Here is a 14,889-nt window from a genome sequence, read left to right as displayed (position 1 = left end):
CGGCGCATGCCGTCCCGGTGCCGCAACTGCTCCAGGGGGTGGCGAAGGTCAATAGACCCGGCGGCTACTCCCACTGATAGGCCGCTACGCTTTCGCCACGCGGCTGATAGCGCAAGTGCAGCGTCTCCCCGCCGCGCTTGATGTCGAGGGTGAGATAGGCGTCCTGATCCCCCTGGAGACCGTCCTGCGAGAAGGTGTTCAGGATTTCGTCGCCTTCCCGGAGACCGGCCTGCGCCGCGTTCGACCCGGGTTTCAGGCCGCGCACGACCCTGGATTTCGCAAGGAGCGATTCCGGATCGAAGCCAAGGTCGAACCGCCGCAACATGCGCGTGGTGCGACGGAACTCGGGGCCGAACGCATGGGAAGGAGGGATTATCGTCGCACCGGCGAGCATTGCTTCGAACGCCGCGATTCCTGGCTTTCCGAGTTCCGCTTCGAGCAGCGTGCGCCACAGGGCTTCGTTCATCGGTTTGCCCGCGCGGCGCGTGTCGAGCATCGTGCGCACGATATCGTCGAGCGACCGCTTGCCGCCTGAGCTGGCACGGATGTCGGCATCTACCGTGGCGAAGTAGAGCGATCCCCGGTCATAGGGCAGCACCCTGACCCTTGTGTCGCGCCAGAAGCCCTCGGCGATGGCTGCGTTGGGTACGCCGATCTTGCTGTTCGTATAGTAGCGCCCGGCCGTCTCGTTCAGATCGGCGAGGAAGTCCTTGGCGGAGATTCTGCCTGCCCGATAGGGCAGGGCGCGCTGATAATAGACGGCGAGGCCTTCGCCGAACCAGGCACGATCGAGGCCGCCGGCTTCATCCATCGACTCGTCGAGCGACCGGACCCAGCTGTGCAGCATTTCGTGGGCAAGCAACGACCGCAGATCCTCCGGTTTGGACGTGTCGTTGAAGGTGAAGGCAAAGCTGTCGGTGAGGCCGATCCCGCTGCCCGGATTGCGCTCGTTGGTGCGGCCGAACACGCCGAAGCTGGGCGGGGTGTAGCCGAAGAATGTGCCGTAATAGCCGTGCAGTTCAGCCGCCCAACTCAGCAGCGATTCCATGGCGAAGGGTGTGGACCCCTGCCAGGCGCCGAAGAACGCGCCGTCGCCCGCACGATACACGCCGGGCCGGCCGCCCATATAATAGACCGAGGCGAGGCGTTCCGACGGCAGCGCCTCGGCGCTGGTCGCTTCGCCGACACCGAAACTCGATATGCCGACCCCATCGGATCCGAAAGCGGAGAAATCCCAGTGGACACTGGCCTTTCGGCTCAGTCCGTCAGCGGGAAGCAGCAGAAAGGCATTGGCCGAGGCTGAGAAACTGCCCTGCGTGGTGCGCATCTCATATTGCGGGCGGGCGATGGGCGGCGCGGTCGCGTCGATCGGCACGCGGTAGCTGACCGTGACCGCGCCATCGATCGCGCGGGGCGCCTGCCAGAAACGAGTGCGGTTCGAGGCGTCGTCGCTCACGTCGGCGATGGTTGCGGCGATCTCGCCCCGGTCGTCGGCGATGCGGAGGTTCTGCAGGTCCTTCGCGCTGGTGACGACGGTATTGGCTTCGAGCGGCAGGCGGAACAGGCGCTCGCCGGCCTTGCGGTGGACGTTCCGGGCGATGACGGTGACGTCGACATAGGGGATGTGCTGCTGCGCGTCGGGCGCGGCCGGGGCGACGGTGATCGCGAGGTCTGGAGGGACCTGGGCGGGCAGCGGCGCCGGGGCGGTGGCGAGCAAAAGGGTCGCGGGTCCGAGATATTGGGCAGCCATAGGGTCCTCCGATCGGGCCATTCTAGCGCAGGTGAAAAGGGGGTTTTTTCCGGATCGGGGGTGGTGTTGGAGCTTGCGCGCATGATTTATGCGCGATTCACATTGCAGGGAGCGGGAGTTGGTGGGTGCATTTGAGTTCGGACAGGGTCGCGGTCGAGCGGATGTCCTCGACGCCGGGGAGGCGGAGCAGGGTGCTGAAGGTGAAGCGCTGATACCAGTCCATGCTGGGCGCCAGCACCTTGAGCATCACGTCCATCTCGCCGAACAGCGTATAGGCCTCCATGATCTCGGGAATTTCGTCGACCGCGCGCATGAAACGCTCGCGGCCCTCATCGTTGAGCCTACCCATTTTGAGCTGGGCGAAGATGAACATGCTCGGCCCGAACTTCTCGCGATCGAGCACGGCGACCTGCGCCTTGATATAGCCCTCCTCCTTGAGCCGCTGGATGCGGCGCCAGCAGGGCGACTGGGAAAGGCCGACGCGTTCGGCGATTTCGCTGGAGGACTCAGCGGCATCGATCTGCAGGCGAGCCAGGATCTTGATATCCAAGCGATCGAAATTTTCCGCCATGTTTATGCATAATCCCGGGATTTCTTGGATCAATATTTCATATTTCTTACGGACCGCCATGCGCCTTGGCAAGCATTCCGCCGCGGACTGCCCTATCGTTCCTGTCGCGGGGCGCGGGGGCGAAAGGGAGAAAGCATGAAGCGGGACCAGCTGACGATCTTCGACAGCCAGGCAGTGCGGGCGGGGCTGAGCTATCCCGACTGCATCCGGGTGGTGCGCGACGCCATGAAGGCACTGTCCGCCGGCACCACGCGCCAGCTGCTGCGCGCGATGATCCCGCTCAGCCCGGGCCGGGCGTTCGGCCATATGACGGGCGCGCTGGGCGAGCAGGACATGTTCGGGGCCAAGATGCTGAGCGTGTTCGCCGATCCGCACGCGCCGACGCACCGCCGGCACCGCGGCGTCGTCATCCTGTTCGAACCCGACCAGGGCGAGCCGGTCGCGATCGCCGATGCCGAGGAGATCACCTATATCCGTACCGCCGCCGCCTCGGCGGTCGCCACGGCAGCGCTGGCCCGCGCCGATGCCAGCACCTTGCTGATCGTCGGCACGGGCGGCCAGGCGCGCACGCATTTGACGGCCCTGCCGCTGGTCCACCAGTTCAAGCGCGTGCTCGTGTGGGGGCGCTCGGCCGCAAAGGCGCAGGCGCTGGTCGACGACTTCGCCGCGCTCGGCGCCGAGCTCGCACCCGATCTGCGCACGGCGGCGCAGCAGGCCGATGTGATCTGCACGCTGACCGGATCGGCCGAGCCGATCCTGCTCGGCGAATGGATTCGGCCGGGCACGCATCTCAACCTGATCGGATCAAGCGGGGCGGGGCCGGTCGAGGTCGACAGCGCGCTGGTGGCGGACAGCCGGTACATCACCGACAGCCGCGCCTCGGCGCTCGCCGCCGCCGCGGAATTCCTCGTCGCCCGCGATGCGGGCCTGATCGGCGACGATCATATCGTCGCCGAGATCGGCGAGGTGCTGCTGGGCCGCATCGCCGGGCGGCGCAGCGCGGACGAGATCACGATCTACAAATCGCTAGGCCATGTCGTGCAGGACCTGGCCGCCACTGCCCATCTTTACCGGAGTTTGCTGGCCTGATGTCCTTCACCCTCTTGCGTAGCGCGCTCTTCGCCTCGACTCTGCTGGCCGGGCTCGCGGCGTCGCCGGCCATGGCTCAGCACGAACGGCTGGTCGTCATCGCCAATGGCGAAAAGGTCGGCTTCGTCGATGCCGACCGTCAGGGCGATCGCGTGACGATCGATTACGACGTGAAGAATAACGGGCGCGGCCCGACCATGCGCGAGACGATGGAGCTCGGCGCGGACGGCCTGCCGGTGCGCTGGGAGATGGACGGCACGGCGACGTTCGGCGGCGCGGTGCACGAGCGCTTCGTGCGCGAGGGCAAGATCGCGCGCTGGACGGACTCGATGGGGCCGCGCCAAGCACCCGCCCCCGGCACGGCGCTGTATATCGGCCAGAATGCGAGCCCCTGGGCGCTTGGCCTTTATGCCGGGGCCTTGCTCAAACAAGCCGATAGCAGCCTGGACGCCCTGCCGGGCGGCCGGCTGAGCATCGAGAAACTGGGGCCCGCGACGATCGGCGCCGCGGGTTATCAGGCCTATGCGATCAGCGGGATCGAAATGGCGCCCGAGTTGATCCTGCTCGATGGCGAGGGCCGGCTGTTCGCTGTGCTCGGCACCGGCGGCGCCACGGTGCGCGAGGGACATGAGGGCGACGTGCCGGCGCTGATCGCGCTGGCGACCGAGCTGACAGCAAAGCGCTATGCCGCGCTCCAGCAGCGTTTCGCCCACCGGATCGATGCGCCCGTGCGCATCCGCAACGTGCGGATCTTCCAGCCCGAAACGGGCACGCTCAGCGCACCGATGGCGGTGGTCTTCGCCGACGGCCGGATCACGGGCGTGCAGCCGCTCGACGCGCCGGCATCGCCGGGCGAAGCGCAGATCGATGGCGGCGGCGGCACCTTGCTGCCCGGCCTGCACGACATGCACGCGCATGTCGGCCTCCAGTCGGCTTTGCTCTATCTCGCCGCCGGGGTCACCTCGGTGCGCGACATGGGCAACGACAATGATTTCCTGCACGGCCTGGTGCGCAAGATCGAGGCCGGGGAAGTCGCCGGCCCGCGCATCGTCGCCAATGGCTTCCTGGAAGGGCGCAGCCCGTTTTCCGCGCGCAACGGCATCGTCGCCGACAGCGAGGCCGCCGCAGTGGACGCCGTGCGGTGGTACGCGGCGCGCGGTTATTGGCAGGTCAAGATCTACAACAGCATGAATCCGGCCTGGGTGCCGGCGATCGCGCGCGAGGCGCACCGGCTGGGCATGGGCGTGACGGGGCATGTGCCCGCCTTCACCAATGCCGACGCGCTGATCGCCGACGGCTATGACGAGGTGACTCACATCAACCAGCTCATGCTGGGCTGGGTGCTCGATCCCACGGAGGATACCCGCACGCCATTGCGGCTGACGGCGATGCGGCGGACCGCCAGCCTCGATCTCGCCTCGGCCCCCGTGCAGAAGACGATCGATGCGATGGTCGCCCGCCATGTCGCGCATGATCCGACGGCGGTGACGCTGGAATTGCTCATGCTGAGCCGCGACGGCGCGCCGAGCCCGGCAGTCGCGAGCTATATCGATCATTTGCCGATCGGGCTGCAGCGCCGCCGCCGCCAGGCGATCGCGCCGATTGCCGGCCCGGCGGACGACAAGGCCTATCAGGGCGCCTTCACCAAGGTGAAGCAGCTGCTGAAGATGCTGCATGATCGCGGCATCGTGCTGCTGCCCGGCACGGACGACGAGTCCGGGCTTTCGGTCCACCGCGAGCTGGAAATCTATGGCGAGGCGGGGATTCCGGCGGCGGAGGTGCTGCGCATGGGGACGCTCGGCCCGGAGCAATATATGGGCCGGGACCAGGAACTCGGATCGATCGCGCGCGGCAAGCGCGCCGATTTCCTGCTGCTGCCGGGCAATCCGCTGACGGACCTGCACGAACTGCATCGCATCGCGATGGTGGTGAAGGACGGCACGATCTATTTCCCGTCGGAGATATATCCGGCCTTTGGCGTGAAGCCGTTTGCTGTTGCGCCGGCGATCCGGTTGCCGGGTGGGGCTCCGGCTGTGGGGGTGGGGAAGCGGTGAGTGTGGTGTTGGGCGGCGGGGGCGAGGTTGCAGTCTGCCGGAATTGAACTTCCAAGATCATGATCGAGACCCGGCTCCATTAACCGCGACAGCCCGCCCTATGACAGAACGCGGTGAACGACGCTGGCGATCTGATACGCCAAGAAGGGCGGCACGGCGTTGCCGACCTGAGTGTATTGCTGGGTGCGGTTACCCTCAAACAAATAGTTGTCAGGGAATGTCTGCAATCGGGCCGCCTCTCGCACGGTGAGGCTGCGACACTGAAGAGGGTCAGGGTGAATGAAATAGTGGCCGTCTTTGGCAATGTGACTGGTGACGGTTGTCGATGGTTGGTCCCAGCACTGCACCCGGAAGCGGTCGTTGAACTTGCCCGAGGTCCAATTCAGATGAGCGGGGGCGAGGCCAGCCGGAAACTCCGACGCCTTCGGCGAGCGGTCGTTCAGTTCGGCGAATGTTGCCGCAAACGCGTAGCGCGCGAGATCGCTTTCCATGTGCCCGCGCGCTTCGTGATTGGGCAAGTATTTCAATTCGGGATCAATCAGCCAAGCAGCCAGCTCGTCGTCGGCGATGCTTGCCGGCTCTGTCGAGGTGGCTGGGCGAATGTCATTAACCCCCGCCATGCGATCAGCATGGACGAGTAGCCGCTTGGCAATGATGTCAAATTGCTCGTCTTCCTCTTCAAAGGCGGCCCGGGCGGATATAACGAAAGCCTCTAGCACCGCGTCGCGCCACGCGGGTCCGCTATCATCGGTCTTGCTCAACCGACTTCTCAGCGCCGGCATATCACCCAGAACATCCCGGACAGTGGGCGAGCCCTCGCGAGGCTTCAAGTGTTCTCTCGGAGACTGCAGCACTGACAGCCGCGAGGCAAAGTCGTGTCTCACGCCTAATAGAATGACCCGGTGTCGTCGCTGGGGTACACCATGCTCTTCGGCTTTCAGTATGTATGCTGCTCCACCGCGGGCGCTGCTTACAAGCAGCGGCAGGATTGAATAGCTGTGCCTGAAGCCGCCGGCCTCCATCAGATCAGCCATCACCTTCGCAAAGATATTCTCGCCATCGATACTAGCTGACAAAAAGCCTTTCACATTCTCCATCACGAACGCCACGGGCTTGAGGCGCGCCAGTATACGGATGTACTCCCGGTACAGGAAATGCCTATGGTCTTCGCTCGCGATATAATCGGCGTTACCACGATTTCGTGCTCGACCTACCAGCGAATAGGCTTGGCATGGAGGTCCGCCTACCAAGATGCAGCGATCGCGGGCCTCCGCGGCGATTTGGTCGATCAGCGGGTCAATCTTTGCGGCTGCTTCCGGAGTCCCGAGTTCGAGTTGAAGCGTCTCGGCACAGGCCGCGCTCCATTGCGCCGGATGGGCGCCTATCAGCTGTTCGCGCGTCATATTGCCGCGGACATATTCGCGATAGTCTGCCGGTGGTCGATGGAACTGTCGGAAGAAGCTCCTCATTCTGAGTGTCGAGAATGCTGAAGATTCTTTTTCAACCGATAGCGCAATGTCGAATACACGCTGGCCATCAGCAGTACGAACCGCCGAAAATCCCTCGGCGAGCCCCCCCGGGCCGGCAAACAGATCAACTACCTTGAACATTAGTGATGAGGGGCCCAGATCATGACAATGGGCATTACCAGGTGCGACGGATTGATCCAGGGAAAAACGTGGTCGACGTCGTAGACAGTGCCACGCGCTCGAGGATGATGTCAGGCATTCGGTCGGCCAACACGAAACCCGAACTGCGATTGCGCCGGGCGCTCCACGCCAGCGGATTCCGGTTCAGGCTTCATGACCGTTCGCTTCCCGGCAGTCCCGACATCGTTCTCCCGCGCTGGCGGGTCGTCATCGAGGTCCGAGGCTGCTTCTGGCATCGACACACGGGATGCCGGTTTACGACAACGCCCGGCACGCGCTCTGAATTCTGGGAGACCAAATTCAACTCGAATGTTGGTCGGGATATTCGGAATGTAACGCTTCTGCGCGAAGCGGGCTGGCGCGTCGCGATCGTGTGGGAGTGTGGACTCCGCGAGAATGGTCTCGAACCATTGATCGAAAAGGTTGCGGGCTGGATCAGATCGAACGACGCACAGATTGAAATTCCGCTTATCCCATTGATTCGATCGACACCCCTTCCTCCTCAAGACGACGGATGAGCAGCTTCAGTGCGGTCTTCTCTGGCCGGGCGAGATTTATCGCTCCCCTCTGGAGCTTGTCGAGTGCTCCGCTCGATTTCGGCGATAGCAAACCGCGCTTCTTCGCCGTTGCCCGAAGTATTTCGACCTTGTCCGCTAGCGAGAACAGGATAACATCCAGATCAATCTCACTGTCCATTCGGGCAGTCGATCGCGCTTCCTTCTGCTCGTTTCGGTTCTCCTCCTTGTCCAAGAGCAGGTGATCGGACAGCTCGGGCACGTCGAACTCTGTCTTCGAAATGCGCTCCCAGCAGGCCTGAATCTTGCAGTATTCGCCGACGTTCCTGACCGCGCCGGAGCCAACGCGGATTGCAGCTGAAACAAGCGGCGCCAGCTCTTCGATTACCACGCGAAGCTCCTCGGGAACCTCTTGGGTGTTCCAGATCTGTTGAAGGTTCAACCCGGCTTTTCCGCCGTTTGCGATCCGGTTCATCAGCCAAGCTAGGGTATAAGTTACCGTCTGCGACTTGTACCCGCGATCAACCGCGTACCATGACGATTTCGCAATCATGCGGTCGGTCCAGTTGAATACGACCGCCATGGCGCAGGCGTTGCGATACCAACCTTCATTGAGGCTCGCATGACTGGATTTCCATTGCTTCGCGATCTCGTCGGCGAAGAACATGAAGCACTTCTGCGCGCCTCGGGAAACGATATCCGGCCGCCGTTCGAACGTGACCACGTACTTGGCCAGGTCCGTCTTGACGATGACCTTCTCCTTCGGAAACTCGAGCAGATATCTCCGTTTTTCAGCGGCCGTCACATAGGAGGTGCCGTCGCGATACTGACCGCGCGATCGCTCGTAGAACCACTTGGAACCAGAAAGGGCACCGGCCTGCGGCGGTGCAGCAAGCCGACGCGAATACCGTTCCATCTGCAGATGGAAGGGGTGGCTGGAGAAGAAGTCGGCCTCGGAAATGCGATTCTGCGTGTTGGCGAACCGGGAAATCTTCGGCACGACTTGTTCGACGGCATCATCCGGTACCACCGACAGCTTCATCGGCACGTGAACCTGGTCGAGCGAATTCTTCGAGATGTCCTTGGCGTAGAGGATTGAGGCGGTGGTCTGTCCGCCATTCACGATTTGCAGGTTGCTGATCGCGGCGATACCCAGCTGTCCGTCCTTCAGCCGCTCGACACGAACGCCGGAGGCTGTCGCAGTCAGCCCGTTATTGTAGGCGAAGAACATCCCCGGGGCGTCCTTGATCGTAGTAAGGATGCCTTGGTTGACCTTGGTCCGCGCCTGCAGATACGTCCGGACATTCTGCTCAAGGAGCCGCGCGCCGTAGAGACCATAGATTTCCGCGAGCGCGTTGCCTGGAATGGCCAGCAGGTAAGACACATATTCGTCGGAATCGACCGATGCTTGAAGACAGGGGATCGGTCCGCCCGCAATTTTAGCGATGTCGACCTCGATCGACTCCGGCAGAGCCTGGGATCGCTGGATATCGGAGTATCGACCGAGATCGAGCACGCTGTATACCACGGGCACACCCGCTACCTCTTCAGCCAGTTGCGGCGCACGACGCGCCGCCAGGCGGGCATTCGAAAACAGTATGACGCGAACGCGCTTGATCGCCGCGCTGCTTGAATAGATCGGATACGCTGCCTCGAATGCAGAACTCGTATCCTCGAGCGAGTTGATGAAGTCTGCGCGGAGCGCATTTTCGAAAAAGTTGATTGCGCGCTTTAGTGCAGCGTCGATCTGTGTAGCATTCAGCGTTTCGACCTCCGCTCCGTCGCGATAATCGCAGACCGCGAGATGGAGGGTTCCTCGATCATGGTCAAAGGCATGACCGTCGATGCGATAAGACCGGGGCCCGCCGTCGCGGTGACAGTGGGCGTGCTCCAGATCGATCGTATCGCCATTTTCCGAAGCTGCTTCAGCATAGAGCTGGAAGAATGCTTCCTGCTGGAATATCCCGCCGGCCTCCGCCTCAAGCATGACATCTTCCCGCAGCTCGTCGTAGGCTTCCTGCATGTCGCTCATCGTACGAAACCCGCCATCGTCACATCGATGTCAACCGCGTACGGCAGGCAATCCGCGACCCTGATCGAGTATTTGACCATGTCGACACCGGACCGAAGTTCGGCTCGCTCGATGCGAGGAAAGTCGCCCATCACTTCGTAGAACGCGCGATCGACCAGCACCCAGGATTCCTCATCATATTCTTCCCGATGCTCGTACCCCGCTGCAAGCAACGCTATGTCGAGCAGGTCGCATGCTGCCGCACCGCTGGCCGCGGCTACGTCACGAACTTCAGCAGCAAGACCATTGAGCGACCGTGCGGTCGGGTCCGTGCCGGGGAGGGGTGCGACACCCTGATTAGCGATGATAATGCGGCCCTGGACGGGATCAAGCTGATCTTCCGAAGATATCCGGATGCGCCGGTCGGCGGTCACTATCTGCGTTTTCACCTCGACTATTGTTCCTCCCAGCACAAAATCCTGCTCATCGCGTTCCGGCCCAGTCCAAGAACGGATGGCGCCGAGCATCCCGATCCGAGGTGCGAGAATATCGCGAAGGAACAGGAGCTCGCCAACCAGGCCGATGATCTCGGTCCGCTTCAGCAATCGGTCGCGCCGCTGCCGCAGCATTTCCTGCCAACGGTGAAGCTGATCGATAACGACAAGCAGCCCGGTTTCCGCCTCGTGCGCGGAGAGTTCGGAGGTTGCGTGCATCATGCCCGCACACATGAGCCGAAAATTCGCCACGTCCTCCTGACGCTTCAGCGTCAGTGTGAGACGCAGGGCGCCGGCACCCTGTTCATCAAGCTCGCAGTCGATACCCGATATGTGCGGCAAGCCCGTTCGCAGATCGGCTGAACCCGACGCATCCAGCTGAAAGACGTACCTTCCTTTGAAATCGCGACCGATCCGGAAGCTGAGAGGATGCGCACTGTCCACCAGCCGGACATTGCGATCCCCTGGTTCCCCCGTAGCCTGGATCTGTTCCCACTCAGCCAGCATCCTGATCTCCGTCGATCAGCTCTTCATCGTCGTCAGGCTCGTCGAACAGCTCTAGTTGCTTCCGGTAGACCGCGTTCACCTGGTAGGCGCGCGCCTTTGCTGGCTTGTGCGTTTCGGGCATGCAGAACGACAGCGTAACAACGGGGTTTTTGATTTTCAGCTCATCGTCGGAGGGGTTTGGGACTTCCGGTTTGTTGGCGAGACTGGCGTTGAAAAAGTGCAGAAGCATGAGAGGGCGTTCTCGAACGCTGCAGGCACTACGTTCGCGCTTGTATACGTCCGCGGCGAAACGCTCTTCAGCGACAGCTCGCTGACTTTCCTTTAAGGCGATCCATGCGTCACCCGGATCCGCTACCCGGCTCTTGCTGCCATAAACTCTGTAAACACCGTCCTTGACGGTGCCCTGATCGCGATCGCGGAGCCGAACCGAGACTTCACCGATCTCCGTCGGGGTGCCGGATTGTTTCATTGGGATTGCGATGTCCCATTCAGCCAGTTCGTCGGCTGCCCTGTCCTGCAGATAGTCTTGGAACAGGGACTGGTCCGAGATCGGCGCAAGATCCTGATGCTGACCGAAGCGGAAACTGCGGAGCAGATCGACGACCTTGCGGACATTTACCTCTTCCCAGATCACGTAGCCCGGCTTCACGTCCGTTGGCGCGCCGAGTGAAACAAGCATTGCATTGACCTGCTGCATGTTCTGCCGGTTCACATCTCCATCATTGAGGAGCGCATAGCCTTCCACGTGTCGCGCTGAATAATCCTGGGCGATTGTGACCAGCTTTGCCGTCCGCATCTTGTTGGCAGCAGTCACCCGAATTGCGAGCTGGCTCTGCCGGACCTTCAGTCCGAAATCTGCTGGCGTACGATTGGCGGCCTGCATGCGCTTCACTTCACTGCGCAGCTCTTCGGTCGCCTCATCGACGTACTCGTAGTGGTTGAGCGAGACTTCCGGCAAAAACAGTCGACAAATTTCCTCATAACCAGGCCGATAGCCAAACCACCGAGCCATCTGCATCAGCGTGTCGCTCGCCGCTGTATTTCGCAGAAGATACGACACGGTCAGACCTTCGAGCGTCAGGCCTCGGGACAGCGCCAGACCGCCGATTGCTATGACATGAAGCCCGTTTTCGCGGTTCAGCGAATAATCAAGTTGCCCCCCGCGCATGTTGACGGTGCGAACCTCGATACTCTGAATGCCCTCGTTGAGCTTCGCGAGGACGTCCCGCCATTGGAAACCGGCGTCCCGATATTCCTTTTCAAAGCTTGTCTGGACCGCTGTCATGTCATCGTCGTGGATATGTTCGGCTGGCAGGGACGCGTGCACCGAAATCGCATCCTTCAGCTCGCTCAGATACGCATACACGAACCCCAGCACAGTCTCCTGGATGGCGTTGAACCGGCTGACATTGATCATCATCGAGCAGTGCGCGGTCCCCTTGCCCTGCAGGACCCGAATGGCCCGCGTAAGACAGAACACGCGGATCGCATGCCTGAGACTTTCGGGCAGGGCGACGACAGGATCGGCACTCTTGTGGTTCAGGGGGAGCAGCGTGCGATAGTCGTCGATGACGCGAACCATGACGGCGCGAAGATTGCCATCTTCACGAAAGACCCGGTGCGAACCGACATAGTTCGATGGCGGATCCAGCGCCTTGATGAAGTTCGAAGGAAAGAGATCGTCATTATTCATCTCTTTCGTAGTCTCGGGGTCGATGAAGATGTTCGCGAATGGTGTCGCCGTATATCCGACATACGCCGAGCGCGGAAACTTACTCAGGACTTGGCGGATAACATTATTGATCGCTGTTGTCATCTTTGGATTCTTGTGGGTGTTGATCGACGCGTTGTCTGCCTCGTCATCAATAAGCAGCAGGGGAAGGTCGTAGCCCCCGGTTTCACTCTGGTCTTCGATCCAACTTTCCAGTCGCTCCAGCACGGACTTGTTCTTCTTGGTCACGAAAATCATCGGCTCATGGTGGCCGGAAAGATTGAAATAAATACCGTCGCGACCAGCCGAGAAGTCAGAGTCACGCGACGTGCCGTACGAAGGAATTCGGCGCACCGTAGCGTAGTTCTGAATCGGCAGGGACGTCTGGGCAGCTGCCATGAACACAGAAACCTTACCGATGAAGGTCTCGTCGATGCGCTCCTGCGTCTGCGTCCTCAGCGAATTGGTGATGCCAGCGAGAAGAATGATCACCTTGTATCCGGCGTCTGCTGCCTTGCAGATGAGCGCAGAATAGTTGGTGGTCTTCCCCGACTGCACGTTGCCCATGACCATGCCACGGACAAACCCGTAATTCGCATCGAGCGGATCGCCGCAAAAGTCGAGAACCTGATCGGTGTCGGCGTCAAGCGTCGCCAGCACCTTGGATGGCAGGATGCCGGTCTCGAGGTAGTATTTGCGCAGTCTGTTCCAGTAGTAAAAGTCAGTCGAAGGTTTGCGTGCAGCGAGCCACGGACGGTGTCCCTTGCTGATGACCGCGCCCCGGCGCTGGGTTACGGTAAAGCTGGTTTCCAGTTCGCGAATGATGAAGTCCAGCGAGGGCTCGTCGAGCCCGCTGAAAGGGCCACCGCGAACCAGTTCCGAAATGGCGCCCTCCGGCAACCCCTCGCCACGTTGGAGAGCGTCGCCATGTTTCTGTCCAATCTGTGATCGGAAGAACGCCAATTCGCTATCAAGCATCCTGCCACCAACCCTTCGACTTCAGATGTTCTTCGACAAACAGAAATTGGCTCGCCCAAGGTTCAGTGATTCTGAGCAGCGCAGCCAGAGCGGGAAGCGTGCCTCCGGCATGGTTGAGCAGGGAGGGCAGTGCGGCGTCGAGCTTCGCGAGAAAACCATCCCGATCGATCGCGCCCTGATTCATCATTTCCGGTCTTGAACCAACGTCCTCGCCGATGCTGAAGATCGGAAAGCTGTCCTCGATAATGCCCAAAGCGGCGCCGACCGCCCCGGCGATTGCGTCGTCGTCGGACTCAAGGAGTTCCGCCAGTAAGGGATGCTCGCGGTTGATGTAATATCTGATCTCGCCGTTACGGACGTACTTTGCCCAGACCTGCGTTGCATCGTCCGATGTGCGGATTCTACCGCCGCGCGACCTGAATACCTTCCCGGATTTGCCCTTGAGCGTGTCGACGATGTCTTTCAGTCGAGCTCGCAGTCCCGAGGGTAACTGGGCATCCGCCTTGTCGAGCGTGATCTTCCAGATGCTGTCGAGGCTGTTCGGAATGTTGACCGCAATTCGGACAAGCTGCGATAGCTCGCCGTGGCGAACGAGCCTGAACCAGGTTCCGGACATGATCAGACGGTGCTGGCGGTACAGGTAGAACCCTTGGTTGCGGACGAAGCCTTCCTCGCCGCCGAGACGCTCGTGGTCCGCCGACGAAATTTTTGAATAATGAGGCAGCACGAACGCTTGAACGTCTATCGGTTTTCCAGAAAGCAGCAGGGTTTCGTGAGGCAGACGCTGAGTTGCCTCATGGTGTCTGAGAAACGGATCGGTCGGCTTAAGCGTATCGCCATTGAAGACGATCGAGAGCTTTCGAAGTCCCTCCTCGCCCGCGAGATAGCGATGGAAGACCATGGCAAGCTTCGATTTTGCGTGCGCGACGAGATCGTTGAACCCGCGCCCCTCGACGGCGCCGAACTCTGACAATCGATCGCAGCGCCGCCAGATAATCTCGGTCCCGTCGCGTTCCTGCAAACTGTTACTGGCGATCGCGGCGAACTCGGCATCATTCAGAACGCCCATTTTCCAGTCGTCGATGTCGTCGAGATCCCAAACCGCCCCGGCTATCACGCCGTCCTTCCGGGTGACCACCGTCAGGAGCCTGCATTGGGAGAGGGATGCAGATTTCATGCCCCATCCGAACCTGCCCAGATCATCCGGCGCGCGCTCGGCATCCGGGTTGGTACTAGCCGGGCGCATCGCGTTGCAAAGTTCGTCGAGAGACATCCCCGTTCCGTCGTCGAGGATGCGAACTTCGGGCTCGCCAATTGTACGGACGCAGCGGATATCAATTTTCTTCGATCGCGCCTTGATGCTGTTGTCGAGAAGATCCGCGAGAGCGCTCGACAGGTCGTAGTTGCCGAAACTGCGCGCCGACGTCATCAGCGCGGACGCATCCGGCGCGTTCCTGCGGTACTCCATCCTAGCATGCTCCCCGGGGCGGGAGTTCTCAATCAAAACGGATGGGCTGGCAAGTATGAAGATTTTTCCTACTGGAATTCTGCTTCGTGTCG

Annotated in this window: 10 protein-coding genes; 3 read left to right on the top strand and 7 right to left on the bottom strand. The window is 61.3% G+C overall.

The window, feature by feature from the left end; all coding sequences use genetic code 11:
• Positions 1-64 precede the first annotated feature (64 nt).
• Positions 65-1,750 carry a M61 family metallopeptidase gene (locus U1769_RS21495; RefSeq protein ID WP_332720086.1) on the bottom strand — a complete coding sequence of 562 codons (1,686 nt, stop codon included), beginning with the start codon at positions 1,748-1,750 and terminating at the stop codon, positions 65-67.
• Positions 1,751-1,847: 97 nt separating this feature from the next.
• Positions 1,848-2,300: an Lrp/AsnC family transcriptional regulator gene (locus U1769_RS21490; protein ID WP_332720084.1), complete on the bottom strand. Its 453-nt coding sequence runs from the start codon at positions 2,298-2,300 to the stop codon at positions 1,848-1,850.
• Between the two features lie 156 nt (positions 2,301-2,456).
• On the opposite strand from U1769_RS21490, the gene U1769_RS21485 reads away from it, so the two are divergent.
• On the top strand, positions 2,457-3,410 hold the full coding sequence (locus tag U1769_RS21485) for an ornithine cyclodeaminase family protein (protein ID WP_332720083.1): 954 nt from the start codon (positions 2,457-2,459) through the stop codon (positions 3,408-3,410).
• Positions 3,410-5,464, top strand: a complete 2,055-nt coding sequence (locus U1769_RS21480; protein ID WP_332720082.1) for an amidohydrolase family protein — start codon at positions 3,410-3,412, stop codon at positions 5,462-5,464. The genes U1769_RS21485 and U1769_RS21480 overlap by 1 nt, the downstream gene beginning before the upstream one ends.
• Before the next feature lie 98 nt (positions 5,465-5,562).
• Here the strand turns inward: U1769_RS21480 and U1769_RS21475 are convergent, their stop codons facing one another.
• Entirely contained in the window at positions 5,563-7,074 is a 1,512-nt protein-coding gene (locus tag U1769_RS21475; protein WP_332720081.1) for a DNA cytosine methyltransferase, read from the bottom strand.
• A gap of 5 nt (positions 7,075-7,079) precedes the next feature.
• Between U1769_RS21475 and U1769_RS21470 the strand changes: the two genes are divergently transcribed.
• The gene (locus tag U1769_RS21470) at positions 7,080-7,631 is read left to right on the top strand and encodes a very short patch repair endonuclease (RefSeq protein WP_332720080.1); all 552 of its coding nucleotides are present in this window, start codon (positions 7,080-7,082) and stop codon (positions 7,629-7,631) included.
• On the opposite strand, the gene U1769_RS21465 is transcribed toward U1769_RS21470, so the two are convergent.
• The 4 genes from U1769_RS21465 to U1769_RS21450 are packed head-to-tail and all read right to left on the bottom strand — an operon-like array spanning position 7,582 to position 14,797.
• Positions 7,582-9,660, bottom strand: coding sequence for an AIPR family protein (locus U1769_RS21465; RefSeq protein WP_332720079.1), 2,079 nt, complete (start codon positions 9,658-9,660; stop codon positions 7,582-7,584). The genes U1769_RS21470 and U1769_RS21465 overlap by 50 nt on opposite strands.
• Positions 9,657-10,640 (bottom strand): PD-(D/E)XK motif protein, encoded by a 984-nt coding sequence (locus U1769_RS21460; RefSeq protein WP_332720078.1) that lies wholly within the window; start codon positions 10,638-10,640, stop codon positions 9,657-9,659. The genes U1769_RS21465 and U1769_RS21460 overlap by 4 nt, the downstream gene beginning before the upstream one ends.
• Positions 10,630-13,329, bottom strand: a complete 2,700-nt coding sequence (locus U1769_RS21455) for a Z1 domain-containing protein (protein WP_332720077.1) — start codon at positions 13,327-13,329, stop codon at positions 10,630-10,632. The genes U1769_RS21460 and U1769_RS21455 overlap by 11 nt, the downstream gene beginning before the upstream one ends.
• A complete protein-coding gene (locus U1769_RS21450) occupies positions 13,322-14,797 on the bottom strand; it encodes an ATP-binding protein (RefSeq protein ID WP_332720076.1) in 1,476 nt (491 codons plus the stop codon). Before U1769_RS21450 ends, U1769_RS21455 begins: the two co-directional genes overlap by 8 nt.
• Between the last annotated feature and the right edge of the window lie 92 nt (positions 14,798-14,889).

Source organism: Parasphingomonas zepuensis (assembly GCF_036663735.1).
In the GTDB taxonomy this organism is placed as follows: Bacteria; Pseudomonadota; Alphaproteobacteria; order Sphingomonadales; family Sphingomonadaceae; genus Sphingomonas.
The sequence above is the reverse complement of the archived record's forward strand: the minus strand, read 5'-3'. Positions and strand labels throughout refer to the sequence as shown.